The organism is Rhodococcus sp. JVH1 (assembly GCF_000280725.2).
Lineage (GTDB): Bacteria > Actinomycetota > Actinomycetes > Mycobacteriales > Mycobacteriaceae > Rhodococcus_F > Rhodococcus_F jostii_A.
Genome location: NZ_CP166289.1, coordinates 5,583,525 through 5,609,072, shown reverse-complemented (window position 1 = coordinate 5,609,072; position 25,548 = coordinate 5,583,525). Strand labels below are relative to the sequence as shown.

Sequence of the window (25,548 nt, the reverse complement as noted above, 5' to 3'; positions counted from 1 at the left end):
GCTGCAGACATGGGATCGGACGGTGGGCACCAGGCGAGGATCAGTGAGTTTCGGGAGGGGCTCGCCGACGTGATCCCCACCCGCCGAAGTCTGCAGCGACTGTTCGAGGCGGTCCTCGTGGTCGGGTCGGGACTCGAACTGGATTCCACCCTTCAACGCATCGTCACTTCCGCCACGTCCCTCCTCGACGCCCGGTACGGCGCGCTCGGCGTCCACGCCCCCGACGGGGGGCTTTCGGAGTTCGTCTACGAGGGCATCACGCCGGAAGAGCGCGCGCACATGGGCCATCTGCCCGAAGGCCTCGGTCTGCTGGGACTGCTGATCCACGACCCCCGCCCGGTGCGCCTGGCCAACCTGGCCGATCACCCGGGGTCGATCGGCTTCCCGCCCGATCATCCACCGATGAAGAGCTTTCTGGGCATGCCGATCATGATGCGGGGCAAGGTTTTCGGAAGTATCTATCTCACCGAGAAACTCAGCGGACCCGAGTTCACCGACGAGGACGAGGTGATCCTTCGTGCGCTCGCGACCTCGGCAGGCGTGGCGGTGGAGAATTCGCGGCTGTTCGAGGAATCGCGGACGCGGGAGCGGTGGTTGACGGCCGTCGCGGCGATCACGTCCCGGCTGATGGTCGGCGGATCACTCGACGAAACACTCCACACACTCGCCGCCGAGGTACGCGAACTGTCCAGCGGCGACGAGGTCTTCATCGTCGTCACGCTCGGCGAGGGCGCGGTGGTCGGCGCGGACAGCACGGTGCGGCCGCTTCGCAACAGCTTCCGAATCGCCACCCAGGCCGAGCCGTTCGCCGAGGTGCTGCGCTCCCGCACTCCCGCACTGCTGACGGGTCTCGACGGTCTCGAGCCGTTCTCCGCCGAGGCGGGCCGGGCCGCGGTGCTGCCGTTGTCGACGGCGTCGGGGGTCGGCGGGGTCCTGGTGGTCACGGCGCGCGGCAACACCGCGTGGGATCCGGACGAGGTCGCCCGACTCGAATCGGTGGCCGACCTGGCTGCTGTCGCGGTGGAATTCTCTGATCAGCAGAGCAAGCAACGCCTGCTGTCGGTGCTCGCCGATCGCGACCGTATCGCGCGCGACTTGCACGACAACGTCATTCAGCGATTGTTCGCCACCGGCATGAGCCTGCAGAGCACGCACGCGGTCGGGGGCGTTCCGGACGGCGTGCGCTCCATCGTGGCCACCGCGGTCGAGCAACTCGATCGGACGGTGCGCGAGATCCGCACCACCATCTTCGATCTGCAGGCCACCGGCATCGCGTCCGCCACCAGTCTGCGCCGTCGCCTCCTCGACGTGGTCGGCGACCTCACCTCCCAGTCACCGATCGCGCCGAACGTCCAGTTCTCCGGCGCCATCGACACTCTCGTGCCCAGCCGCATTCACCAGCACGCGGAGGCGGTGCTGCGGGAAGCCCTGAGCAATGCGCTGCGGCACGCGCGGGCCACCACCATCGACATCTCGGTGGTCGCTGGGGACGACCTCACCGTCACGGTCGCGGACGACGGCATCGGGATCGCCGACGGCGCCCGGCGCAGCGGACTGGACAACCTCGATCGGCGCGCCGAGCACTGCGGCGGCGTCTGCACCGTCGACGCCGAGGGTGGCGGAACCGTCGTCACCTGGCGGGTTCCGTTGACGTGAGAAAGAATTCAGCGCTGGTTGCGTAATTCGGTGGCCAGCACGGCGGCCTGCGTGCGTCGTTGCATCCCGAGTTTGGACAACAGCCGCGACACATAGTTCTTGATCGTCTTCTCGGCGAGGAAGAGCCGCTCGGCGATCTCCCGGTTGGTGAGCCCCTCGCCGATCAACTCGAACACGGCGCGTTCCTGCTCGGACAGTTCCGCCAGGGGGTCTTCCCGGCGCGCGGACCTGATCCGGTTCATCAGCGCCGACGTCGCCCTGCTGTCGAGCAGCGAACCGCCCTCCCCCACCGTCCGCACGGCGGCAACCAGGTCGGTGCCGAGGATCTGTTTGAGGACGAATCCGGACGCGCCTGCCATGATGGCGTCGAACAGCGCCTCGTCGTCGGAGTACGACGTGAGCATCAGGCACCGCAGTTCGGGCAGGGCCGTGCGGAGGTCCCGGCACAGTTCGACGCCGTTTCCGTCGGGCAACCGGACGTCGAGCACGGCGACGTCGGCGCCGCTGCCCGGGATCCGTGCCATCGCCTCGCCGACCGACGCAGCCTCGCCGACCACCTCGAGGTCGGGCACGCTGCCGAGTAGATCGACCAGGCCTCGTCGCACGATCTCGTGGTCGTCGACCAGGAACACCCGCGTGGTCATATTTGCACCTCCACCGTCTTCTCCTCGAACCGTACCGCGCCGGCGACCGGTGCCCACCCCTCCGGGACCTCTCCCTCACGCATTCGGGACCTTCGACCCAAGCGCAGGCGCCGCGGCGCGCGGAAGGCTGAGGTTGCGGGGGAACACCCGGACACCACAAGTGGAGGTCGCGATGAACAGCTGGTCGCTCAGTGACATCGAGGTGGTCTCCCGCGCCATCGTCTCGGCCCCGTCGGTCCACGACACGCAGCCATGGGATCTGCGGCTCGACGGCAGGTGCGCGGAGGTCACGGAGCGTCGTGGATTCACGGACACACCACGCGCCGACCGCCTGATCTCGTGCGGTGCGGGTGTCGCGAACGTGGAACTCGCGTTGCGGGCGCTCGGCAAGAAAATCGAGACCGACCTGCTGCCCGATCCACACAGGCCCGACCTCGTTGCGTCCGTTCGGGCCGTGGGCACAGCTTCCCCGTCGAGCACCGATCTGAGGCTGTTCTCCGCGATGGCCCGCCGCCGGAGTCATCGAGAAGCGTTCGCCGACATACCGGTTCCCGCGGCAACCATCGCCGACATCGTCGCCGCGGCGGAGACGGAGGGCGTCCGCGCTCGGCTACTCGCCGCGGACGAGGCGCCCGCGCTCGCCGACGTCCTTCTCTATTCCGCCGACCGGGTTCGGCAGGATCCCTGCCACCAGCGCGACCTCTTTCCGTGGACGTCGCACTGGCTGCCGCAGGGCGGTCACGAGTCGGTCGACGCGATCCACACCGTCGTCACCCGCGGCGTCCCCGACTCCGCACGGCTCGCCGCAGCCATCGAGAGCGAGACCGTCCTCGTGTTCGTATCGGACACACAGGAGTCTATCGACCTGGTCCGCACCGGCATCGCGGTCGAACGGGCGTGGCTGACCGCCGTCGACGCCCGGCTGGGCGCCTCCATTCTCTCCCACCCGCTTCGCGTCGACGATTCGGCGCGCCGGCTGGCACGTCGACTCGACGTGCCTGGCCATCCACAACTGATCTTGCGAATCGGATACTGACAGAACAGAAACGGAGTGCCCTGGTGAGCCGCGTACTCACGGACCGCGAACTGCTGCACGAACTCGAGGACGTCGCCGAAGACAACGTCAACCGGCACCTCGTCATGGCCAAGGACTGGCATCCCCACGACTACGTCCCGTGGGACGACGGCCGCAACTTCGCGGCGCTGGGCGGCGACGACTGGGATCCGGAGCAGTCCCAGCTCAGCGACACCGCGCGGGCGGCGATGATCACCAATCTGCTGACCGAGGACAATCTGCCGTCCTACCACCGCGAGATCGCCCAGCACTTCTCACTCGACGGCGCCTGGGGCACGTGGGTGGGCAGGTGGACCGCCGAGGAGAACAAGCATTCGATCGTGATGCGGGACTATCTGGTCGTGACGCGAGGGGTCGACCCGGTAGCGCTCGAGCAGGCCCGAATGGACCACATGACCCAGGGCTTCGATCCCGGCGGCGGGTCCATGCTGGATTCGGTGTCGTACGTGACGTTCCAGGAATTGGCCACCCGGGTGTCGCACCGGAACACGGGTAAGGCGTGCGGTGATCCGATCGCGGACCGGATGCTCGCCCGGGTGGCGGCCGACGAGAACCTGCACATGATGTTCTACCGCAACATCGTCGGTGCCGCCCTGGACGTCGCACCCGATCAGGCGATTGCCGCGATCCACAAGGTGGTGACCAACTTCCAGATGCCCGGCGCGGGCATGCACAACTTCCGCCGCAACGCGGTCCTGATCGCGAAGGGCGGCATCTACGACCTCCGCCAGCACCTCGACGACGTCGTCCTGCCCGTGCTCCGCAAGTGGAACATGTTCGAGCGTAACGATTTCGGACCGGACGGTGAACGCTGCCGCGAGGAACTCGCGGCGTTCCTGCAGAACCTGGAAGGCAAGGCCGCCCGGTTCGAGGAGTCCCGGGATCGCGTGGTCGCCCGCGAGGCACGCCGCGGCGAACGCGTCGCGGCTCGTTAACGCACCTCGAAGACCAGCGGGTACCGCGACGCGGCGTCGTCGAGTTCGGGCGCCGGAGCCCCCTTCAAGAAGCGGTCGAACATCCCTGCCACGAGGTCGTCGGTCGTGTCGACCACCTCCTGGCGGGGAGGCGTGCCGAGGCTGAAGCCGGCGGGCACGTCCATTCCGGGGGGATCGGGGATCGCCTGCGGGGCGTAGTGCTCTGCCCCCAGAACCTGTCACGGCCTTCGGGGCTCTCGGCGTGACGCGAATTGAGCACGCTGAGCAGTGGGGTGCCGGGATCCTGGGAGACGATCGGGCTCGCCGTGTTCGCGTACAGGAGCGCTCCGTCGACGTTGGCGACGGGAAGGGAGCGGGTTCGCCCGCGGCGAATCCGGCAGGATAGGTGACCGTCACCCGGATGGATCGCGCACGGCCGGGCGTTCATGGATGGTCGCGATCGCGATCCACCAGTTCGAGTGTGCTGACACCGACGTTCGAATCGCGCGCAGGCAGGCGCAGAAAAGTTCCCGTGTCGGCACTCGAACCTCCTCTGCGAAGTCGCGCGAAGGCTACCGCACAGTCGTCGTGATCGGGGGCGCTAGCTTTCCGGCCGGACGATCATCACCGGGCAATCCGCGGTGTGGAGCAACGCATTGCTGGTGGAGCCCAGCAGCATTCCCTTGAATCCACCCCGGCCGCGGCTGCCCACGACGATCAGCTGCGCCTTCTCGGCGAACTCGCTGAGCACCCGCACCGGACGATCCCGCGCCACGACGCGTTCGACCGTCACGTCGGGATACCGCTCCTGGTATCCGGCGAGACGCTCCGACAGCACCACCTCTTCACCCGTTTGGATGCTGCTCCACAGCGGGTCCTCCGGGCTGGCGCCGAGCGACGGCTGCACACTGACATCGCTCCACACATTGACCGCGACCAGGCTCGCACCGCGGGCGGCGGCCTGCTCGAACGCCACTTCCACCGCCGCCTTGCTGCTTTCCGAGCCGTCGACGCCGACCACGATCGGCCCCTCCGTGGGCGGCTGCCCGTCCATGGTCCGCCCCCGCACGACCACCAGCGGGCAATGGCCGTGCGCGGCGACCGCGGAGGTGGTGGATCCGACCAGCAGACCGGTGAACTCACCGTGCCCGCGCGAACCGAGCACCACCATGTGCGCGTGCGCGGAGAGCTCGATGAGTGTCTGACTCACCTTGCCCTCGTGCTGTTCGGTGGTGATGTCGAGCGGCTCGTCCACCGTCTGCTTGGCGTGCACCCGCGCACTGCCCAACCGGGCCTTCGCCGTGTCCTCGAGTTCTTCCTTGAAACTCTCGGCCAGGTACGGCTCGGTGTAATAGAAGGCAGGAATGTGCACCACTGTCACGATGTGCAGCGGGAGCGACAGGGCGGCGGCGGCGCGCGCGGCCCACGCCACTGCGGCCGAGGCCGCCTCGGATCCGTCCACACCCACGACGATCGGCTTGATTCCGGTCATGGTCACCTTTCCTGATTCTTCCGGCTGGGCACTGCTGGGTTTAGGGGGCTACCCGCAGATCTTGCGGAGCTTCTCGACCAACGCGACGCGTCCCGCACGATCCGCGGCGAGCGGGGTGACGGTGAGCGTGGTGACCCCGGACTCGGCGAAGGCGGCCACCCGCTCCGCGACGTAGCTCTCCGGACCGATCAGCGACACGGCCCGCACCAGATCGTCCGGCACCGCGGCGGCGGCCTCGTCCTTCTTGCCCGACAGGTAGAGGTCCTGGATGGTCTCGGCTTCCTTCTCGTAGCCGTACCGGACCGCGAGGTCGTTGTAGAAATTCTTGCCCTTCGCGCCCATGCCGCCGATGTACAGCGCCAGGCCCGGGCGGACCCAGTCGAGCATGTGCTCGACGTCGTCGCCGATGGCGAGGGCGGGCGACGCGAAGACCTGCAGCTCACCGAGGCTCGGGTCGCGCTTCGCCTTGCCCTTGGCCAGGGGCTCGCCCCACACGCTCGCCGCCTTCTCCGGGTGGTAGAAGATGGGTTCCCAGCCCTCGGCGATCTCGGCGGTGAGCTCCACGTTCTTCGGTCCGAGCGAGGCGATGACGATCGGGATGCGATCACGCACAGGGTGGTTGATGATCTTCAGCGGCTTGCCCAGCCCGGTGCCCTTCTCCGCGGGCAGCGGAATCTGGTAGTACTTGCCCTGGAACTCGACCTTCTCGCGGCGCCACACCTTGCGGCAGATCTCGACGACCTCGCGGGTGCGCCCGAGCGGGGCGTCGTACTTGACCCCGTGAAAGCCCTCGATCACCTGCGGGCCGGAAGCGCCGAGGCCCATCACGAAGCGTCCGTCCGACACGAAGTCGAGGCCGGCGGCCGTCATGGCGGTCAGGCTGGGTGTACGGGTGTAGATCTGGAAGATGCCCGACGCGAGTTCGAGTGTCGTGGTCTTGGCGGCGAGGTAGCCGATCTGGCTCACCGCGTCGAACGAGTAGGCCTCGGGCACGAACGCGATGTCGAGCCCGGCTTTCTCCAGGTCGGCGACCTCGTCGACCGTCTCGGCGAAACCGCCGCTGTAATTCAAGCCCATACCAATGCGCACGTCGTTCCCCAATCCTGGCGTTATCTGCAACCTGTTCCTGCTTCAACCCAGACACTACTGCGAACAACCGCATCAGGGACGTGCAGGCCTCACGACGACTACCGGGCAATGCGCACCACCGACCAGGCTGTTACTGGTCGATCCGAGCAGCATCCCCTTGAATCCTCCGCGCCCCCGGCTGCCGACCACCAGCAGTTGCGCCTTCTTCGACCACTCGAGCAATCGCGCCCGCGGATTGTCGATGTACACCTCCCGGGTGACCTGCACGTCGGGGTACTTCTCCTGCCAGCCGGCAAGGCTCTCGGCGAGAACGGCATGTTCGTCCTCCTCGAGTCCCTCCGGCACGAGCGCCGCGGCCCGCGGGTCCTCGAACGCTTTCGGTCCGAGATCGCTCCAGACGTGGACCGCCACCAACGGCGCATTCCGCAGCGACGCCTCCTGGAAGGCCACCGAGATCGCCCGCTCACTGGTGGGGCTGCCGTCGACGCCGACCACGACGGGCCCGCCGGCGTGGGCGTCGCCGCGGACCACGACGACCGGGCAGTGCGCGTGGCTGGTGACGTTGATCGCCGTGTTCCCGAGCAGTGCGGTGGCGGCCGCTCCGGACCCGGACGCGCCGACCACCACGATCCGGGCGTTCTCGGACAGGTCGACGAGCCACTGGGCGCTGCTGCCGATCGACAGTTCGGTGTGGACGTCGATGATGGGATTGACCGCGAACGCCTGCTCCTGCGCTTCGGCGAGAACCGCCTTGCCGCTCGCTTCCACCCACTCGTACACGCCGCCCGAATCCATGTAGGGACCGCCGAACCCGTACGGAGCGAAATCGAGTGCGTGGATGATCTTCAGGTTCAGTCCACGTTCGGTGGCCAGTTCGGCGGCCACCCGAACAGCGGACTTCGAGGTGTCCGATCCGTCGACACCGACGACGACGCTGTTGCGGTCCCGTGTGCTCATGACTTCACACTATCCCCGGCTTCCGCTTCGCGTCTGCCGCCCTTCGCCTTTCGACGAGGGACTTAAGTCCCTACCATCTCGGGCTCTCCGCCCGTAGCCGCGGCGCCCGACTTCGGCGATGATGAGAAGGTGGGGTCGTATGCCCAACACGAATAATACTGGGCCGCTGCATTTTTCGATCAAGTTCCATCGGAGCGACGTCGGTCACAAATGTGGTATCCAGGATGAGAATTAAACTACGTTCGGGTCATGCAACTCACACAGTTCACCGACCTCGGACTGCGGGTCGTCATGCGACTGGCCGTCGCCGGGGACGGCGAACGACCGGGGAGCCGGGCGATCGCCGAGGAACTGTCGGTGTCGTACGCCCACGCCGCCAAGGTCATTACCCGGCTGAGTGAACTCGGCATCGTCGACGCACGCCGGGGACGCGCGGGCGGCCTGGCCATCACCGAACTCGGGCGCACCGCGTCCGTCGGCTGGCTCGCCCGCCGACTCGAAGGCGATGCGGAGGTCGTCGACTGCGACGGCGCCCAACCGTGCCCGCTGCGATCGGGGTGTCTGCTGCGGTCGGCGCTGCGACGCGCGCAGAACGCGTTCTTCGAGTCGCTGGACACGCTCACCATCGAAGACCTCACCCGGTCCCCCACCGGAACCGTGCTGCTCGCCCTCCCGCGCGTAACCGCCGCCACAACTTCCCAGATTTCCCGAACGATCGGAGAATGACATGCTCTCGCCCACCTCGACGGACGTCATCCGCGCCACCCTGCCCGTGGTCGGCGCCGCGATCTCGGACATCACGACGCTGTTCTACCGCAAGATGTTCGACGCGCACCCCGAACTCGAACGTGACCTGTTCAACCGCGGAAATCAGAAACAGGGCGAGCAGCAGAAAGCGCTGGCCGGAGCGATCGCCGCGTTCGCGGCACTCCAACTCGAGCCCGATCAGGCGCGCGTCGACCTCATCCTGTCGAGAATCGCGAACAAGCACGCCTCACTGGGGATCGAGCCCTCGCAGTACGCGATCGTGCACACGCACCTGTTCGCGGCCATCGTCGAGGTCCTCGGGGACGCCGTCACTCCCGAGGTCGCTGCGGCCTGGGACGAGGTGTACTGGCTGATGGCGGAGACCCTGATCGCGATGGAGGCCGGCCTCTACGCCTCGGCGGGAGTGGCGGTCGGTGACGTGTGGCGGGACGTGCGGGTCCGCGAGCGCCGCCACGAGTCCGCCGACACGGTGTCGTTCGTGCTCACGTCCCTCGACGGCTCGCCGCTCCCGTCGTTCGCTCCGGGGCAGTACCTGTCCGTGGCGGTGCACCTGCCGGACGGCGCGCGTCAGATCCGCCAGTACAGCCTGTCGTCGGCCCCGTCACGCGGCGACTGGAGGATCTCGGTGAAACGAGCGGGCGAAGTGTCGAACTTCTTGTACCAGAACGTCTTCGAAGACGACATCGTGACGGTGTCGACGCCGTTCGGCGATCTCGTCCTGCAGGACGACGACGCGCCGCTGCTGCTCGTGTCCGCGGGAATCGGGTGCACGCCGATGATCGGAATGCTCAGCCACCTCGCCGACACCGAGGACAGCCGACCGATCTCGGTGCTCCACGCCGACCGGTCCGCGAGCAGTCACGCGCACCGCGCGGAGCTGACCGAACTGGTGGAACGTCTGCCGTTCGCGGTGATGCACCGCTGGTACGAAGACCTGGGCGCCCGGCGTCCCGAGGGCAGCCTGCGGGAGGGACGCGCGGACCTCGGCGAGGTCGCGATCGCGCCCGGCACGCGTGCCTACCTGTGCGGTCCGTTGCCGTTCATGCTCGGAATGCGGGAGGAGCTCCTCGCGAAGGACGTGCCCGCCGAGAACATCCACTACGAGGTGTTCGGCCCCGACAGCTGGTCGGCCACCGTGTGAGAGCCACGGCGGCGCCCTTCACACCGGCCAGGTGTGGACGGGGCTGCCCTCACGCATGTTCTCCACGTACTGACGCAACATGGCGGCCAGGGCTTCCGGGCGGCTCAGACCGGCGTTCTCGTGCCGGACCACCTGCGCACGCTGCCATGACGCCCCCGTCTGCCGAGTGACGCACCGGCCCTCGATGACGCTGAGGTAGCGGTCGCGGGCCTTCGCGGACAGCCCGAACGCGGCGAGCCCCTCGTCGGCGATCGGCAGCAGCCGCCGCAGGACGAGCTCGTCGGCGCCCGCGAAGCCGACACCGGGCCAGTACAACTCGGCGTCCATGCCGTACTTCGCGCCCGCGTGCAGGTTCTCCTCGGCCGCATTGAACGACATCTGCGACCAGACGGGCCGATCCGATTCGACGAGTCCGCGCAGCGCGCCGTAGTAGAACGCGGCGTTCGCCATCGTGTCGAGCACGGTCGGGCCCGCGGGCAGCACCCGGTTCTCGATCCGCAGGTGCGGCTTGCCGTCGTCGCTGTCGTACACCGGGCGGTTCCACCGGTAGATGGTGCCGTTGTGCATCTGCAGTTCGCTGAGGTCCGGCACCCGGCCCGCGTCGAGCTCGGCCGCCGGGTCGACGTCGGAGACCTCCGGCAACAGCGCCGGGAAGTATCGGGAGTTCTCCTCGAACAGGTCGAAGACCGACGTGATCCATCGCTCCCCGAACCACACGCGGGGCCGCACACCCTGGTTCTTCAGCTCCAGCGGACGGGTGTCGGTGGCCTGCTCGAAGATCGGGATTCGGGATTCGTGCCACAACGCCTTGCCGGCCATGAACGGCGCATTCGCGGCGAGGGCCACCTGGGCACCGGCCAGGCACTGCGCGGCGTTCCAGTGTGCGGCGAATTCGTCGGGCGCGACGCGCAGGTGCAGCTGCAGCGACGTGCACGCGGCTTCCGGGAGCACCGAATTGGCGTCCACCTTCAGCTGTTCGGCGAGCCGGCCCTCGAGCGGCACACCCTCGAGGTCGAGTTCGATGTCCTCCCCGCGCGCGGCGAAGATCTGATCGTTGAGCTGCTCGTAGCGGGGATTCGCGGTGATCCACTCCCGGCCGAGGTGCTCGAGTTGCAGCGTCGGCAGCATGCCCACCATCACCAGCTGGGCGTCGTGCCCGTGGATCCGCGCGTCGGCGACGTGCAGCGACGCCCGCAGGGTGCGTTCGAGTTCGAACGTCCCCTCACCGATCAGAGGACCCGGCCGAACGTTCATCTCGACGTTGAACTGACCGAGTTCGGTCTGGAACACGGCGTCGTCGTCGATCGACTCGAGGACCGCGAGATTGGACATCGCGGGTGTCATGTCGGCGTGAACGAGATTGAACTCGATCTCCATGCCCAGCATGGGTCGCGGCGGGTCGACGCCGTCGGCGAACGCTCCCTCCCGCAGCATCCTCTCGAGCGCGTCGACGCACATGAGCACCTTCTGCCGGAACAGGCGCCGGTCTGCTCGGGTGAATGTCCGAGACGTCACTTCGCGACCCATACCACTCCCCAACTGCGCGTCGAACTGCGCTCACGGGGGAGCATATCCGTTCATCCCGCGCGAATGCGGGATGGCGGGCTAACCTCGAACCAGACGCTGGTGAGCGGAAGGACTTGAGATGACGCCTGACACCGACTCCAAGAAGAAGCCGGAGTTCTCCGTGGGCACCCGCGTGAAAACGCGGCATTCGGCCGATCACGAACTGGCCGAGAAGAAGTGGCCCCTGGAGGCCGGCGTCATCGTCGACGACTTCGCCGGCGTCCAGGACATCAGCAACGATTCGTACGGCCGGGACTGGGCCGTCTCACGACGCTGGGCGATCGCCCTCGACAGCGGACCACTCGTGTTCCGCAACGACGACGACCTCGAGCCGGAATAGGCCCTTACGCGTTGGCGCCTGCGTCGCCCCAGGTGACGGCCACGCCGCGGTCCTGCAGCCAGCGCCCCGGATCGACCTTGTTTCCGTTCGCGTCGTGTACCTCGAAGTGCAGGTGCGGTCCGGTGGACTGGCCGCGGTTGCCGACGTGGGCGATTTCCTGCCCGGCGGTGACGCGCTGCCCCACACTCACGGTGTAGTCGTTGACGTGTCCGTAGACGGTGACGGTGCCGTCGTCGTGCAGCAGACGCACCCACAGTCCGAAACCGGATGCCGCGCCGGCGTCGATGACCTGACCGTCGGCCGCCGCGAGCACCGAGGTGCCGATGGGCGCCGCGATGTCGATGCCGCCGTGGTGCGCTCCCCAGCGGGAACCGAAGTTGGAGGTCAGCTTGCCCGACACCGGCTGAACCGCGTGCGGCTTGACCGGGTTGACGTTGGACAGCCACTGCTGCGCCTGAGCGCCGAGGTCCGGGCCGCCGAGGTTCTGGGCGGCAGCACCGAGGTCGGCGGGCAGTTCGAAGCCGGCGGGAAGGACACCGGCCGGGATCTCGAACGGCAGACCCGGCAGGGTCTGCGCGCCGCTCGTCTCGTGGGAGTCGACGGGGGCGGCAGCAGCGTTCCCGGCGCCCAGCTGGGCTGCGCCGACCACGATGGCTCCGGTGGCGGCCGCAACAGTCGCGGCCTTGATGCCCACACCCGCTCCGGTCGGCTGGTTGCGATGGCGTCCGCGCGCCGCGTCCGGATCGATCTCGAAGCGAATGGAAGACCCGTTCGCCCGGTGGTGGGAACCCACAGTAAATACCTCGTCAGTCGTCGGATTGCAGCTCTCCCCGTCCGGGGTTGGCTCCTCTGTCTGGCGACGAATGTAACAAAACGATATAGGTCCGCGCCACCGTTACCGAACGTTTATGTTCGGCGGTCCTCGAGTTCGGCCTTGAATGCGGCGTAGCGGGCGCGGTGCGGGGCGCGCCTGCGGATCACCGCCCACGCGATCCCGAGCACGACGAACCATACCGGGGTGACGAGGAGAGCCTCGAGAGTGTCGGCCTCCTGGGTCAGCGCCCAGATGAGGAACACGAAGAACGCCAGGACAACCCAGCACATCACCACACCGCCGGGCATCTTGAACTTCGACGCCTCGTGCAGTTCGGGCCGCCGCTTCCGGTACACGATGTAGCTGGCCAGGATCATCGTCCACACGAACATGAACAGCACCGATGAGATCGTCGTCACAGTCGTGAACGCCTCGATGACCGAGTCGCCGGAGAACAGCAGCGCGATCGCCGACAGCAGGAAGGCGCACGAAAACATCAGCGCATTGGCCGGGACCTTGCGGGAGGAGAGCCTGCCGAGCCGGCCCGGCGCGTCACCCTCCTGTGCGAGGCCGTAGACCATCCGGGACGTCGAATAGATTCCCGAGTTCGCCGAGGACGCCGCGGACGTCAGCACCACGAACTGGATGACTCCGGCTGCGATCCCCAGACCGGCGAGAGTGAACATCGCGGTGAACGGGCTCTCGCCGGGCACGACCTCACGCCACGGCGTGACCGAGATGATCACGATCAGCGAGACCACATAGAACAGCAGGATGCGGATCGGGATGGAGTTGATGGCCTTCGGCAGGTTCTTCTCCGGGTCCTTCGCCTCGGCCGCGGTGGTGCCGACGAGCTCGATACCGACGAACGCGAAGACCGCGATCTGGAATCCAGCCACGAAGCCCATCGCCCCGGTCGGGAACATGCCGCCGTCGTTCCACAGGTTGGCGAAGCCGGCCTCGGACCCGTTGGGCGACGTGAAGTGCGTGAACACCATCACGAGTCCGACGACGATGAGGCTGACGATGGCGATGATCTTGATCAGCGCGAACCAGAACTCGGTCTCACCGAACGCCCGCACGGTCGGCAGGTTCAGCAGCAGCAGCGCCGCGATGGCGACCAGCGCCGGGATCCACAGCTGGAGGTCGGGCCACCAGTACTGCACGTAACCGGAGATCGCGATGATGTCGGCGATGCCGGTGACGATCCAGCAGAACCAGTACGTCCACCCGGTGAAGAACCCGGCCCAGGGGCCGAGCAGGTCGGCGGTGAAGTCGGAGAACGACTTGTAATGCAGGTTGGAGAGCAGGAGCTCACCCATCGCCCGCATCACGAAGAACAGCATGAAGCCGATGATCATGTAGACGAAGATCACCGACGGTCCGGCCAGCGAGATCGTCTTCCCGGATCCCATGAAGAGACCCGTGCCGATTGCTCCGCCGATCGCGATCAGCTGGATGTGCCGGTTGGCGAGCTGCCTGGAGAGATGCGGCTCACCGGCCGGTCCCGTCCCTGAGCCATCACCCGGTTCCGATCCGATCGAGCCCGTCGAGGAAGTGCGGTCAGCCATGGAACACCTGCAACCCTTCTCAGTCCTTGCTGTCACCGTCCGAAAGCGTGGGTCACGTTACGCCGGGACCGCTCGCGAACCACGATCGAGGACGGCATTCCGCATCGAGGGACTTGACAGAAGTCGAGTAGCCAAGGCTAACCTCAGTTCGTTACTTCGAGGCGAGGAGCCTGCACATGATCGAGGACCTGATCGAGATCGCGTACGCCCAGGGCGCAGTCACCTGCGTGGCTCAGGCCGCCGACGGCGTCGACGAGTACGAACTCGCCCGGGTCGATTCGGTCGCGTCCAGCGTCACGGTCGCGGTGCGGGCCGACGGCAAATTCGCGAAGGCCACGAGCGTCGAGGGCTACCTCAGTCTCGGGCAGGTCGTCCGGGCATGCGGACTCGACTACCGGCACGCCTCGTCGAGCGCCCGCCAGTACATCCACTGATCAACCCAGGTGCTCCCCGAAGAAGCCGTCGATCCTCTTCCACGCGTCGGCGGCGGCTTCCGGGTCGGGCACCATCCCCGCGACCTTCACCAGGGGGCGCAGCACCTTCGGTCCGGCCACCTCGTCGTTCAAGAACGCGTGGCCGGCAGTGGGGTACTCCTTCACATCGTGAGCCACGCCGGCCTTCGTCAGCGCCGACTCCAACTTGGCCGCCGCATTCCGCAGAGCGAAGTCCTTGCCGCCGTAACTGGCGACCACCGGGCACGCACCCGCCACGGCCGCGAAGAGGTCGCGCGGCAGGACCCCGTAGTTCGGTGCCGCCGCATCGAACCCCGTGCGCAGGGTCATCAGGGCGAACCCGCCGCCCATGCAGAATCCGATGACACCGATCTTCCCCGTGCAGTCCGACGAGCCGGACAACCACTGACGGGCAGCCTCGATGTCGCCATACGCCCGGCCCTTCCCCGAGAGCATCGCCCGCATCGTCGACACCAGACAGCGTCGCGCACCGCCCGCACTGAACAGATCCGGTGCCAAAGTCAGAAACCCCGCAGCCGCCAGCCTGTCCGCCTGCCGGCGCATCACCTCGTCCAAGCCGAACGCCTCGTGCACCATCACCACCCCCGGCCACGGACCCTCACCGGACGGCCTCGCCAGATAACCGTGCAAGTTCAGCGAACCGTCGTGCCGCGCAGCGAGGTCGGTCAAGTCGATCTCGGACATGTGCGTCTCCCGTTCCGTCGTCACTTCCAGAACATCTGCGACAACCATGCCCTCCCCATCGCGAGCGCACCACCATTCCCGCTACACTCACCTCGGTGTGCGCCCCGCGCGTGCACCGCGCCTTCGTAGCTCAGGGGATAGAGCAACCCTCTCCTAAAGGGTAGGTCGCAGGTTCGAATCCTGCCGAGGGCACTCTCCTGCCTGCGGCAGTCCGCACTGCACACTGTTGTCGCGCCGCCGCTGCGGTAACGCAGATCACGCCGCGGCCGATACGCCGGGTAGGTCGGGACGACCCGAGGAGAGTCCCATGAACTGGGTGGACATCGACATTTTCCCACCGCCGATCGCCAACCTGCTGCACCCGTTGGCCGCGCTGACGAACAACGGGACGGGATCATGATCGGCATGCTGCCTGACCTGCCGTACATGGGATTGGATTGGGAGTTCTTCTTCCCGACCAATCTGTACATCGCCTTCATAAATTGGTGGAATCCTTTCTAGCGCACGGTAGCTCGGTCAGCGGGATCCGCGCCGACCGACATTCCGGGAAGCCGGTTATTGCGGACCGTGGCTGACCGCGATAGTTCGTATCGTCGCCGCATGACCACGACAGAGAACCGCCCGGCCGCCCTGCACTCCTATTTCGCCTACCGTGACGCCCCGGCCGCTCTGCGCTGGCTCGAGCGCGCGTTCGGTTTCGAGACCACCCTCGAATTCCCGGACGACAACGGCTGGATCATGCATTCCGAATTGCGACGAGGCGACGCGGCCATCATGGTCTTCAGCGACGACGGCGATTACGACCGGCCGGCGCTCCCGGCGAGACCGTCGGGCACGGTACGTATCTCAGCGTCGGCAGCGACAGCGAAGTCGACGAGGTCTATGCCACTGCGATCGAGGCCGCGCCACCTCGGTAATGACGGTGACACGGAAACGGATCGACGCGGCACTCCCGGTCGTCAGTCGATCGCGAAGAGCCGCGCCGCGTTGTCGTGGCACACCGCTCGCAGCCACGGCTCGCCGAGGTCGAATCGGGTGAGCCCCTCGAGTGCGTCGAGGTAGGGATACGGGATGTTGGGGAAGTCGCTGCCGAACACGATGCGTTCCTGCAGATCCGCCAACCGGTACACCTGGTCGCGCGGAAACGGTGTGGCCGCTTCGGTGTAGTCCGTGAACGTCATCGTCGTGTCGAGATACACGTTGCCGTACCGGTCGGCCAAGTCCAGGAATTCCCGGTACTCCGGCAGACCCATGTGGGCGATGATCAGGTGCAGCCTCGGGTACCGCGACAGCAACTCGGCGATCGGGCCGGGGCCCGTGTAGGTGCCGGGCGCCGGCCCCGACCCGCAATGAATGACCACCGGGACACCCGACTCCTGCAGTACACCCCACACGGGGTCGAGGAGCGGATCGTTCGGCGAGTAGTCGCCCACCTGGATGTGTGACTTGAAGACGCGCGTCCCCGACTCGACCGCCTCGGCGACATACGTGGCCGCGGACTCCTCCGGGTAGAACGTCGACGTCCGCAGACAGTCGGGGGTCTGTTCGGCGAACTCGACCGACCACTGGTTCAGCCACGCGGCCATCTCCGGCTTGTGCGGGTAGATCATCGACGTGAACCGCCTGACCCCGAACCCACGGAGGTGTTCGACGCGGACATCCTCTTCGTGCCGGTAGTGGATGGGCCACTCACGTCCGGTGAGGGGACCGACTGCGTCGAAGTAGCTCCACACCTTCTCCATCACGTTCGCGGGCATGAAGTGGGTGTGGACGTCGATGATGCCGGGCAGCCCCAGCGCACGCCAGAACTCCTGCACCCGCAGATCCTCGGACAACAGTCTTCTCCTCGACACGGTGCCGGACGCAGAACCCCGGCAGATCAGAACAGGGGCCGCCTCAGAACAGCGTGAACGCGTCCTCGGCTTCGGGGGTGGACGGCGCGACGGCTGCCGGTGCAGGCGCGGGGACAGGGACAGAGACCGGCGCCGGCGCCGGCGCGAGCGCACCGGAGGCGACGGCGCGGGCCGCCTCGCCGGCGAGGACGTCGGCCATCTCGTTGTAGTGGTTGCCGACGTGCCCGCGAACCCAGCGGAAACGCACGGGCCCGGGCCGTTCGCTGATGGCCCGGTCGATGGACTGCACCAGTGTGAGGTTCTTGACGGGAGCACCACCCGCCGTCTTCCAGCCTTTGCGCTTCCAACCGGGCAGCCACTCCGACGCGCACTTGATGGCGTACTGGGAATCGGACTCGATCAGCAACGGATCTTCCCCGGGATGCGCGGTGATCGCTTCGAGCAAGGCCCGCAGCTCGGCGATCTGATTGGTCCCGGAGGGTTCGCCACCCGATTGGCTGGGACCCTCGTGATTGACCCATGCCCAGCCGATCGCCCCACCGGGGTTGCGGAGACAGGATCCGTCGGTACTCACGATGATCATGGCTGGGACTTTACGTGCGCGCTCCGACATCCGCCGGTAGCGGTCGCCTTCGGAGTGGATACGCTGCATTCGATGACGGTTTCGCTGGAGGTGGTCGAGACCACCGTGACCGCGCGACGTCCCCTGGACGTCGCCATGTCGTTGCAGCCACTGCAACGCGGCAAGGGCGACCCCTGCCACCGCCGGACGGCCGACGGCTCGATCTGGCGGACGTCGGTGCAGAAGTCGGGCCCGGTCACGTATCGCCTCACCCAGGTCGACCGCCACTCGGTGCGCTGTCAGGCGTGGGGTGCGGGCGCCCACGAGTTGTCCGCCGGACTGGGCCGCCTCGTCGGCGATCACGACGACTGCGCGGACTTCGCCCCCGACCATCCGATCCTCGCCGAGGCCCACCGCCGATTCCCGCACCTGCGCCTCGGCCGCACCGACCGGGTGATGGAGGCCCTCGTTCCCGCGATCCTCGAGCAGCGTGTGCACGGCCTGGCCGCGTTCGCGTCGTGGCGGCGGCTCGTGTGGAAGTTCGGCGAACCCGCGCCCGGTCCCGCCCCGGACGGGATGCGACTGCCCCCGACCGCGGATGTGTGGCGGCGGGTTCCGTCGTGGGAGTTCCACCGGGCCAACGTCGACCCCAACCGGTCCCGGACGATCGTCCGCTGCGCGCAGGTCGCCGACCGGCTCGAGAAAATCGTCGACCTCCCCCGCGAGGAAGCGAATCGCCGGCTGATGTCCGTCCCCGGCGTCGGGATCTGGACGGCCGCCGAGGTGTCGCAGCGTGCGCTCGGCGACCCCGACGCCCTGTCGGTCGGCGACTATCACCTCGCCGCGATGGTGGGGTGGTCGCTGCTCGGCAAGCCCCTCGACGACGCCGAGATGGTGGAGTACCTGGCTCCGCTGCAGCCGCACCGCCATCGCGCGGTACGCCTGCTGGTGGTGAGCGGACAGGCCGTCAAACCCAAGTTCGGGCCCCGCACGGCACTCGTCGACCACACCTGGCACTGACCCGGGATCCGCGGAGACCCCCGAGCGCGTCTACCGGTACCCATGAACACCTGTTCAAGTGTTCATACGAGAAACTAGACTTCGAAGGATCAGCTGCCAGCCGGAGGAGACGCCGTGGAACCCGTGGCAATGCACATGAGCGACGGCCTGATCAATGCGCCGACCTCCCTGCTGTTCGTCGTGGTGGCGGTGGCGGGACTGTCGATCGCCGCGTGGCGTGCGCGCTCGGAACTCGACGAACGCACCGCCCCGATGGCCGGTCTCGTGGCGGCCTTCATCTTCGCGGTCCAGATGGTCAACTTCCCGATCCTTCCCGGTGTGAGCGGGCACCTCCTCGGCGGCGCGCTCGCCGCCATCCTCGTCGGCCCCTACACCGGCATGCTCTGCGTCTCGATCGTGCTGATCGTGCAGGCCCTGCTGTTCGCCGACGGTGGGCTGACGGCGCTCGGAGCGAACATCACCAACATGGCGATCATCGGGGTGGTCGTCGGCTACGGCGTCGCGGTCGCCCTGCGCCCGCTCGTGATGCGACAGCAGCGACTGCACTTCCGGATCCTCGGTGGGCTCGCGTTCGCCGCGGCACTGTGCGGAACGGTGGCGGCGTCGATGGGCTTCGTCCTCGAATACGCGATCGGCGGTCATGCGACGTCCGGAGATTCGACGTCGCTGGGCGCGGTGGCGGCCTACATCCTCGGGGCGCACGTGCTGATCGGCATCGGCGAAGGCCTCATCACCGCCGTCACGGTGACGGCGGTCGCGAAGGCGCGCCCCGACCTCGTGTACCTGCTGCGGACGGCGCCCCGCCGAGTCGAGGTGCGGGCATGAGCACGTCGTCGCCGGTCTCGCTGCGCCGATTCCTCCTCGGGTTCGCGCTGGTGGCGTTGCTCGTCGCCGGCGCGGTCTCGTACCTCGCCAGCTCGAGTCCGGACGGTCTGGATGCCGCGACCACGCGCGGGTGCGAGACCGTGGAAACCGATACCGGGGAGACACTCGTGGGTGACTGCATCGCCCAGAACGCATCCGCCCATCCGTTGTCGGACTCGCCGCTCGCCGACTACACGGTGGGCGGCCGGTCGCATCTCACCGGGGTCGCGGGCGTGATCGGCGCGACCGCCACGTTCGTCGTCGCGGGTGGCCTGTTCTGGCTGCTCGCCCGCGTGCGCCGGAACCGAACGAGCCCCTGACCGTGGGAGCCGGCCACGCCCATCCGCTCTACCTCGACGGCACGTCCCCCGTGCACCGGCTGCCGGCCGAGGTCGGGATCGTCTGCGCCGTCGTCTTCGTCTTCGCGGTGGTCGCGACACCTCGCGAGGCGTTCTGGGCGTTCGCCGGGTATCTCGCGGTCCTGATCGTGATCTGGCGGATCGCCGGCATTGCGCTCACGTGGATCGGGCCGCGGATGCTGATCGAGTTGCCGTTCGTGACGCTCGCGCTGCTCCTGCCGTTCGCCGAGGGCGGTGGGCGCGTCACCGTCCTCGGACTGTCGCTGTCGGTCGCGGGCCTCTACGCCGCCTGGGGCATTCTCGCGAAGGGCACGCTCGGCGTCCTGATCTCCCTGACACTCGCCGCGACGACGCCGGCCCGGGACCTGCCGTTGGGTCTGGCGCGGCTGCGCGTGCCCGCGATGCTCACCACGATCCTGGTGCTGATGCTGCGCTACCTCGACCTACTGACCGCCGAGGCCGAGCGGATGCGCACCGCCCGGCTCGCCCGCGGCGACGACCCCCGGACGTTCCGGCAGATCGGTGCCACCGCCCGGGGCGTCGGGGGCTTGTTCGTGCGGTCCTACGAGCGCGGCGAGCGCGTCCACCTGGCCATGCTGTCGCGGGGATTCACGGGTTCCGTTCCCACGATCGGCGCGCCCCCGGCGACCGCTGCGATGTGGCGGGCGGGGCTGGTGCCCGCCGTGTGCGCGGTGGGGATCTGTGTCACGGCGTGGGTGCTCCGATGACCGCGGCCGTGCATCTCGAGGGCGTCTCGTTCGCGTACCCGGACGGCAGGGCCGCGCTGCACCGGATCGACCTCACGGTGGAGGCCGGCGAGCGGGTGGCCGTCCTCGGTCCGAACGGGGCGGGGAAGACCACACTGATGTTGCACCTCAACGGCATTCTGACGGCCACCGAGGGCAGTGTCACCGTGGGCGGGCTGGAGCTGTCGCGGGGGGCGTCCCGGGACACGGTGCGGGAGGTCCGGCGCCGCGTCGGCATCGTCTTCCAGGACCCCGACGACCAGTTGTTCATGCCGACCGTCGCGCAGGACGTCGCGTTCGGTCCGGTCAATTTCGGGGTCACCGGGACCGCGCTCGACGAGCGGGTGCACGACGCGCTGGCGGCCGTGGACATGACGGCACATTCGGATCGCAATCCCGCGCACCTGTCGGTGGGTCAGCGTCGCCGCGTCGCGCTGGCGACGGTCCTCGCGTGCGCCCCGGACGTCCTCGTACTGGACGAGCCGTCGAGCAATCTCGACCCCGTCGCCCGACGCGAACTTGCCGACGTCCTCCTGGGTATCGACACCACGCACCTGCTCGTCACGCACGACCTGCCGTATGCCGCCCAGTTGTGCACGCGCGCGGTGATCCTCGACGAGGGACACCTGGTGGCGGACGGTCCGGTCCTGCAACTGCTGGGCGACCCCGCGCTGCTCGCCGAGCATCGTCTCGAGTTGCCCTGGGGTTTCCGGCTTCCCGCGACCGACCCTCATTCGCCCGGCGAACGATCCGTGACACCGCCGATCGGGTAGCCCACGATGGGGAGACGAAGCTTCGCCCGCACTCCCCACCGGAGGTCAGCGATGTCCATACCCGAAGCCGACGCCGGGGCCGTGTCCCAGCGCATTTTCGACGCATCGCTCGGGGCGATCGACCTCCTCGCCGTCCATCTGGGCGACCGTCTCGGCTGGTACCGCAGTCTCGCGTCGGACGGTCCGGCGACCGCGGACCAACTGGCGGAACGCACCTCCACCCATCCGCGGTACGCGCGGGAATGGCTCGAACAGCAGGCCGTGTCGGGACTTCTCACCCTCGACGATTCGGAGCCACCGACGTTCACGCTTCCGGCCGGCGCCGCCGAAGTGCTCACCGACGAGCAGAGTCTCAACTATCTTGCACCGCTGGCGCGGATCTTCGTCGCCGCGACCACGCAGATGCCCGCGTTGCTGGAGGCGTACCGCACGGGCGGCGGTGTGGGTTGGGCACAGTACGGCGCGGATGCCCGTGAGTCGCAGGCCGACATGAATCGGCCGTGGTACGAGCAGGTTCTTCCCGGTGCGCTGGCATCGGTTCCCGAGGTGGACGCACTGCTCCGGACGCCCGGTGCCACCATCGCCGACGTCGGATGCGGCGGCGCCTGGTCCACGATCGCACTCGCGCGTGCCTACCCGGACGCCCGGCTCCACGGCTACGACATCGACACCGCGACCGTCGAACTCGCGAGGTCCAATGTGCGCGAGCGGCCGGATGTCGCCGATCGGATCACGATCACCGAATCGGATGCGGCCGGGATCCCCGAGAGCAGCTACACCGCGGCGTTCGCGTTCGAGTGCATCCACGACATGCCCGCGCCCGTCGACGTGCTGTCCGCGGTCCGCAAGGCACTGGTTCCCGGCGGCGCGATGATCGTGATGGACGAGGCGGTGGACGACGAGTTCTCCGCGCCGGGCAGCGACGTCGAGCGGCTGATGTACGGATTCAGCCTCACCGTGTGCCTTCCGGACGGCATGAACCACACACCCAGCGCGGGCACCGGAACGGTCATGCGCCCGAGCACATTGCGCGGCTACGCCGAGGCGGCCGGTTTCGGCACCATGGACGTCCTCCCGATCGAGGATTTCGCGTTCTTCCGGTTCTACCGGCTCACGGTGTAACCCCTGCACCGGCACCCCGGTACGCACGTATTTTGCGGAAAGGCCGAAAACTGGGGCATCCGAAGGGGGAAGATGTCTGCAGTAGGCAGGTTACGGACGCTTTCGCCGGTCGGGGCAACTGTGAAGCGCCAGGTCGAACCAGATTTGTCGTTTGTCATCCGCTACTACGCATGGGAAACACCATGAAACTGCATAGAGTGACAGCACCGGCAGCGCTGCTGATCGCCACCCTGTGTGTCGGAATGGGTACCGCGTATGCCGCCCCCACTCCCGCCGACCAGGCCGTCATCTCGCACACCAGCCTGAGCGCCGACGGCCGATCGGTCGGCACGGCACTCGACGCCGGGCACTTCACCCTGTCGCGGACGGCCGCCGCCGTCGACATCGTCAACGATTCGGGCACCCCGGTGGGCACGATCCCCCTGCGCTATTCGATCGCCGGTGTGCAGTTCGCGATCGATCCGCTCATCACCGACGCCGGCCGGTTCCTGAACCTGACACCCACGACGACCCCTGTCGCGGGAACACTGGCCCTCACCCCGGTCGACAAGGATTCGGCGTACAACAACATGGTCGAGCAGCTGCAGATCGGCTGGGACAACGGCGGCGGGACCGCGACCGCGATCGGCGCAGGTATCGGATTCGTCGTCGGGTGCATCTTCCTCATCCTCGGCGGGTGCCTCCCCGGTGCCGCGGTGGGCGCAGCGATCGGCGCCGTCACGGGTATCAGCAACGCGAACCCCGCTGCGCCACCAGCGGTTTACGAATTCCTCGGAACCCCGTAGCGGGGCTTTCCGTCCGACTCCGAAGACGATTTCGGGAGGGCTATGGGTTAGTTCGCACACGGGGAGCATCACCGCGCACCCACATATGCATGTAGCCGTTCCGGTTTTCCAGCGAATATGGTCCACGCACAACGATGTTCGGTGCACTCAGGTGGGGGCCGTGTTCGTCCTACGACATGGTGGGAATTTCCATGAAACTCTTGAAAACTCTGGCATTGTCCATATTCGTCGTCTCCGCGATGGCCGTCGGGGCGGGCACTGCGTATGCCGATCCCGCACCTCAGGGAATCGACTGGTCGCAGCCGTTGATGACCCCGGCAGCCGACGGCGGCAGCAGCCAGGTGGCCGAACAGTTCTTCCCGGAGAACGAAGTGAAGCAGGACGCCTTCGACAAGATGACCAACGAGATCAATACCGGCTGGAACAACGCGGGCCTGCAGGGCATGGCGATCGGTTCCAACGTGGGCATGGCCATCGGGTGCGTGTCGATCTTCCCGAACTTCATTGCCGGCTGCATCGTCGGCGCAGTGGTCGGCACCATCGCCGGCGCCGTCATCGGCATCGGTGTGGGTAATCCCAACGCACAGCCGGCCGTAGAGCAGTTCTTCGCCACACCCTGAGCGAAGAGCGAGCTGCAGCCCCGGCCTCACTCGGGCCGGGGCTGCGGCGCGTCGTCAGCCGACGACGCCCTGGTCGCGCATCGTCGCGATATCGTCGGCCGACCAGCCCAGTTCACCGAGGATCCGATCGGTGTGCGCGCCGAGCGCGGGCACGTCGCCCATCCGCATCTCCACGTCGGAGAACGTCATCGGGGGCAGCATCGCCCTGATCGGTCCGCCCTCGGTGCCGATGTCACGCCAGCGGTCGCGCTGATCCAGCTGCGGATGCTCGATCAGCCCGCCCATGTCGTTGAGCTCCGCCGCCGGGATCCCGGAATCCGCGAGCGCCTGGTCGAGAGCCGCGCTCGTGAAGCGTTGAGTCTCCTCGGCGACGAGGGCGTCCACCTCGGCGCGGTGCTGCACGCGCAGCATGTTGGTCGCGAACCGGGGATGGTCGGCGAGTTCGGGGCGTTTGAACACGTCGGTCACCAGTTGCCGCCACCCGCGGTCGTTCTGGACACCGATGAGGATCTGCCCGTCGAGGGTGGGGTACGAGTCGTACGGGACGATCGCCGCATGACCGAGCCCGACGCGCGGGATCTGCTTGTCGCCGTACATCTTCATGTACATCGGGTGGCCCAGCCACTCGGCGGTCGCATCGAACATCGACACGTCGATCCGCGCCCCCACCCCGGTTCGTGACCGTCGGAACAGGGCTCCGAGGACTGACGTCATCGCGTACATTCCCGCCGCGATGTCGGAGACCGGAACACCCGTCTTGGTTGCGGTGTCGGGGGTGCCGGTCACCGAGATCATCCCCGTTTCGGCCTGGACCAGCATGTCGTACGCCTTGCGTTCGCGCCGCGGCCCCGCCGATCCGTAGCCCGACATGTTCACGACGATCAGTTCTTCGTGGTCGGCGCGCAACTCGTCGGCGCCGAACCCCAGACGGTCGGCGGCGTCGGGGGCGAGATTCTGGATGAAGACGTCGGCCTTCGCGATCAGCTTCGCGACGGTGTCCCGACCCACCTCGGACTTCAGGTCGACGCCGAGCGACTCCTTCGACCGATTCAGCCACACGAAATGCGAGGCCTGCCCGAACACCGCGTCGTCGTAGTTGCGGGCGAAGTCTCCCTCACCGACGCGCTCGATCTTGATGACCCGCGCACCCATGTCCGCGAGATGGCGGGTGGCGAGCGGAGCGGCCACGGCCTGCTCGAGTGCCACGACGGTGATGCCGTCGAGCGGCAGCAGTCCGGGGTCGTTCTCCATGTCGGGATTCACCTTTCCTCTTCGGCACCCGTGTGATTGTGATAGTGCGTGGCCCCGATCGTGTGCAGCAGTTCGTGCACGGTGTCGTCGGTGAGCCGGTACCGCATCGAGCGACCGTCCCGCGTCGCCGACACCCACCCCTGGTTGCGGAGCAGTCGAAGCGCGTGCGAGACGGCGGTGCCGGTCATGTCGAGTGCTGCCGCCAGGTCGCCGACGCAGATGTCGGGGGCGTGGTGCAGGCACAGCAGCAGTCGGAGGCGGTTGCCGTCGGACAGCAGTTCGAACCGATTGGCCCACCCGTCGATGTCGGGAGTGTGCAGTGCCGCCGCAGCACGCTGAACGTCCTCGGGGTTCAGGGCGGGGGTGGCGGCCATCACGCCAGTCTACAAACGCCGAGAGGCCGCTCAGC

Annotated in this window: 28 protein-coding genes and 1 tRNA gene; 16 read left to right on the top strand and 13 right to left on the bottom strand. The window is 67.6% G+C overall.

Features of this window, described 5'->3' with window-relative positions; genetic code table 11:
- Nucleotides 1–9: 9 nt before the first annotated feature.
- On the top strand, nucleotides 10–1,656 hold the full coding sequence (locus JVH1_RS26005; protein WP_009474922.1) for a GAF domain-containing sensor histidine kinase: 1,647 nt from the start codon (nucleotides 10–12) through the stop codon (nucleotides 1,654–1,656).
- Nucleotides 1,657–1,664: 8 nt separating this feature from the next.
- On the opposite strand, the gene JVH1_RS26000 is transcribed toward JVH1_RS26005, so the two are convergent.
- Nucleotides 1,665–2,300, bottom strand: a complete 636-nt coding sequence (locus tag JVH1_RS26000) for a response regulator transcription factor (protein ID WP_009474923.1) — start codon at nucleotides 2,298–2,300, stop codon at nucleotides 1,665–1,667.
- 172 nt (nucleotides 2,301–2,472) lie between these two features.
- Between JVH1_RS26000 and JVH1_RS25995 the strand changes: the two genes are divergently transcribed.
- Together JVH1_RS25995 and JVH1_RS25990 are read left to right on the top strand one after the other, a co-directional pair.
- Nucleotides 2,473–3,336, top strand: a complete 864-nt coding sequence (locus JVH1_RS25995; RefSeq protein WP_009474925.1) for a nitroreductase family protein — start codon at nucleotides 2,473–2,475, stop codon at nucleotides 3,334–3,336.
- Nucleotides 3,337–3,359: 23 nt separating this feature from the next.
- Complete coding sequence (locus tag JVH1_RS25990) at nucleotides 3,360–4,310, top strand: acyl-ACP desaturase (RefSeq protein ID WP_009474926.1); 951 nt, start codon at nucleotides 3,360–3,362, stop codon at nucleotides 4,308–4,310.
- Here the strand turns inward: JVH1_RS25990 and JVH1_RS25985 are convergent.
- From JVH1_RS25985 to JVH1_RS25970, 4 genes are all read right to left on the bottom strand, one after another.
- A complete protein-coding gene (locus tag JVH1_RS25985) occupies nucleotides 4,307–4,474 on the bottom strand; it encodes a hypothetical protein (RefSeq protein WP_009474927.1) in 168 nt (55 codons plus the stop codon). The two genes, JVH1_RS25990 and JVH1_RS25985, sit on opposite strands and share 4 nt — an antisense overlap.
- Before the next feature lie 416 nt (nucleotides 4,475–4,890).
- Nucleotides 4,891–5,781, bottom strand: coding sequence for a universal stress protein (locus JVH1_RS25980; RefSeq protein WP_009474929.1), 891 nt, complete (start codon nucleotides 5,779–5,781; stop codon nucleotides 4,891–4,893).
- Nucleotides 5,782–5,829: 48 nt separating this feature from the next.
- Nucleotides 5,830–6,870: an LLM class F420-dependent oxidoreductase gene (locus JVH1_RS25975; RefSeq protein ID WP_011595049.1), complete on the bottom strand. Its 1,041-nt coding sequence runs from the start codon at nucleotides 6,868–6,870 to the stop codon at nucleotides 5,830–5,832.
- A 72-nt stretch (nucleotides 6,871–6,942) separates the two neighbouring features.
- The gene (locus JVH1_RS25970; protein ID WP_009474931.1) at nucleotides 6,943–7,827 is read right to left on the bottom strand and encodes a universal stress protein; all 885 of its coding nucleotides are present in this window, start codon (nucleotides 7,825–7,827) and stop codon (nucleotides 6,943–6,945) included.
- 249 nt (nucleotides 7,828–8,076) lie between these two features.
- On the opposite strand from JVH1_RS25970, the gene JVH1_RS25965 reads away from it, so the two are divergent.
- Nucleotides 8,077–8,553, top strand: a complete 477-nt coding sequence (locus JVH1_RS25965; RefSeq protein WP_009474932.1) for an Rrf2 family transcriptional regulator — start codon at nucleotides 8,077–8,079, stop codon at nucleotides 8,551–8,553.
- 1 nt (nucleotide 8,554) lies between these two features.
- The gene (locus JVH1_RS25960; protein WP_009474933.1) at nucleotides 8,555–9,736 is read left to right on the top strand and encodes a globin domain-containing protein; all 1,182 of its coding nucleotides are present in this window, start codon (nucleotides 8,555–8,557) and stop codon (nucleotides 9,734–9,736) included.
- A gap of 18 nt (nucleotides 9,737–9,754) precedes the next feature.
- On the opposite strand, the gene JVH1_RS25955 is transcribed toward JVH1_RS25960, so the two are convergent.
- Nucleotides 9,755–11,263 carry a glutamate-cysteine ligase family protein gene (locus JVH1_RS25955; RefSeq protein WP_009474934.1) on the bottom strand — a complete coding sequence of 503 codons (1,509 nt, stop codon included), beginning with the start codon at nucleotides 11,261–11,263 and terminating at the stop codon, nucleotides 9,755–9,757.
- A 118-nt stretch (nucleotides 11,264–11,381) separates the two neighbouring features.
- On the opposite strand from JVH1_RS25955, the gene JVH1_RS25950 reads away from it, so the two are divergent.
- Entirely contained in the window at nucleotides 11,382–11,642 is a 261-nt protein-coding gene (locus JVH1_RS25950) for a hypothetical protein (protein WP_005251602.1), read from the top strand.
- 4 nt (nucleotides 11,643–11,646) lie between these two features.
- Here the strand turns inward: JVH1_RS25950 and JVH1_RS25945 are convergent, their stop codons facing one another.
- Nucleotides 11,647–12,435, bottom strand: coding sequence for a M23 family metallopeptidase (locus JVH1_RS25945; protein ID WP_009474935.1), 789 nt, complete (start codon nucleotides 12,433–12,435; stop codon nucleotides 11,647–11,649).
- A 113-nt stretch (nucleotides 12,436–12,548) separates the two neighbouring features.
- Nucleotides 12,549–14,027 (bottom strand): D-serine/D-alanine/glycine transporter, encoded by a 1,479-nt coding sequence (cycA, locus tag JVH1_RS25940; protein WP_009474936.1) that lies wholly within the window; start codon nucleotides 14,025–14,027, stop codon nucleotides 12,549–12,551.
- A gap of 176 nt (nucleotides 14,028–14,203) precedes the next feature.
- Here cycA and JVH1_RS25935 point away from each other — a divergent pair, with 176 nt between their 5' ends.
- Nucleotides 14,204–14,461, top strand: coding sequence for a hypothetical protein (locus JVH1_RS25935; protein WP_009474937.1), 258 nt, complete (start codon nucleotides 14,204–14,206; stop codon nucleotides 14,459–14,461).
- Here JVH1_RS25935 and JVH1_RS25930 read toward each other — a convergent pair whose 3' ends face one another.
- Nucleotides 14,462–15,232, bottom strand: a complete 771-nt coding sequence (locus tag JVH1_RS25930; RefSeq protein WP_009474938.1) for a dienelactone hydrolase family protein — start codon at nucleotides 15,230–15,232, stop codon at nucleotides 14,462–14,464. It lies immediately after the preceding gene.
- 71 nt (nucleotides 15,233–15,303) lie between these two features.
- On the opposite strand from JVH1_RS25930, the gene JVH1_RS25925 reads away from it, so the two are divergent.
- Nucleotides 15,304–15,376: transfer RNA gene (locus tag JVH1_RS25925), tRNA-Arg, on the top strand.
- Nucleotides 15,377–16,143: 767 nt separating this feature from the next.
- Here the strand turns inward: JVH1_RS25925 and JVH1_RS25920 are convergent.
- Nucleotides 16,144–17,019: an amidohydrolase family protein gene (locus tag JVH1_RS25920; RefSeq protein ID WP_009474941.1), complete on the bottom strand. Its 876-nt coding sequence runs from the start codon at nucleotides 17,017–17,019 to the stop codon at nucleotides 16,144–16,146.
- A 61-nt stretch (nucleotides 17,020–17,080) separates the two neighbouring features.
- A complete protein-coding gene (locus tag JVH1_RS25915) occupies nucleotides 17,081–17,620 on the bottom strand; it encodes a ribonuclease H (protein WP_043778951.1) in 540 nt (179 codons plus the stop codon).
- Between the two features lie 72 nt (nucleotides 17,621–17,692).
- Here JVH1_RS25915 and JVH1_RS25910 point away from each other — a divergent pair, with 72 nt between their 5' ends.
- The 8 genes from JVH1_RS25910 (at nucleotide 17,693) to JVH1_RS25875 (ending at nucleotide 23,888) form a co-directional block, all read left to right on the top strand.
- Nucleotides 17,693–18,619 carry a DNA-3-methyladenine glycosylase gene (locus JVH1_RS25910; protein WP_009474943.1) on the top strand — a complete coding sequence of 309 codons (927 nt, stop codon included), beginning with the start codon at nucleotides 17,693–17,695 and terminating at the stop codon, nucleotides 18,617–18,619.
- 129 nt (nucleotides 18,620–18,748) lie between these two features.
- Nucleotides 18,749–19,444: an energy-coupling factor ABC transporter permease gene (locus JVH1_RS25905; protein WP_037197029.1), complete on the top strand. Its 696-nt coding sequence runs from the start codon at nucleotides 18,749–18,751 to the stop codon at nucleotides 19,442–19,444.
- Entirely contained in the window at nucleotides 19,441–19,803 is a 363-nt protein-coding gene (locus JVH1_RS25900; RefSeq protein ID WP_009474945.1) for a PDGLE domain-containing protein, read from the top strand. The genes JVH1_RS25905 and JVH1_RS25900 overlap by 4 nt, the downstream gene beginning before the upstream one ends.
- 2 nt (nucleotides 19,804–19,805) lie before the next feature.
- Entirely contained in the window at nucleotides 19,806–20,570 is a 765-nt protein-coding gene (gene cbiQ / locus JVH1_RS25895; protein ID WP_009474946.1) for a cobalt ECF transporter T component CbiQ, read from the top strand.
- Nucleotides 20,567–21,361: an energy-coupling factor ABC transporter ATP-binding protein gene (locus JVH1_RS25890; RefSeq protein ID WP_029539254.1), complete on the top strand. Its 795-nt coding sequence runs from the start codon at nucleotides 20,567–20,569 to the stop codon at nucleotides 21,359–21,361. The genes cbiQ and JVH1_RS25890 overlap by 4 nt, the downstream gene beginning before the upstream one ends.
- A 51-nt stretch (nucleotides 21,362–21,412) precedes the next feature.
- Nucleotides 21,413–22,483, top strand: coding sequence for a methyltransferase domain-containing protein (locus JVH1_RS25885; RefSeq protein ID WP_009474948.1), 1,071 nt, complete (start codon nucleotides 21,413–21,415; stop codon nucleotides 22,481–22,483).
- Between the two features lie 182 nt (nucleotides 22,484–22,665).
- Nucleotides 22,666–23,268, top strand: coding sequence for a hypothetical protein (locus JVH1_RS25880; RefSeq protein WP_009474949.1), 603 nt, complete (start codon nucleotides 22,666–22,668; stop codon nucleotides 23,266–23,268).
- Between the two features lie 191 nt (nucleotides 23,269–23,459).
- Entirely contained in the window at nucleotides 23,460–23,888 is a 429-nt protein-coding gene (locus tag JVH1_RS25875) for a hypothetical protein (protein ID WP_005251571.1), read from the top strand.
- A 54-nt stretch (nucleotides 23,889–23,942) separates the two neighbouring features.
- Here the strand turns inward: JVH1_RS25875 and JVH1_RS25870 are convergent, their stop codons facing one another.
- Nucleotides 23,943–25,139: a CaiB/BaiF CoA-transferase family protein gene (locus JVH1_RS25870; protein ID WP_043778965.1), complete on the bottom strand. Its 1,197-nt coding sequence runs from the start codon at nucleotides 25,137–25,139 to the stop codon at nucleotides 23,943–23,945.
- A gap of 8 nt (nucleotides 25,140–25,147) precedes the next feature.
- Nucleotides 25,148–25,513 (bottom strand): helix-turn-helix transcriptional regulator, encoded by a 366-nt coding sequence (locus JVH1_RS25865; protein WP_005251569.1) that lies wholly within the window; start codon nucleotides 25,511–25,513, stop codon nucleotides 25,148–25,150.
- Between the last annotated feature and the right edge of the window lie 35 nt (nucleotides 25,514–25,548).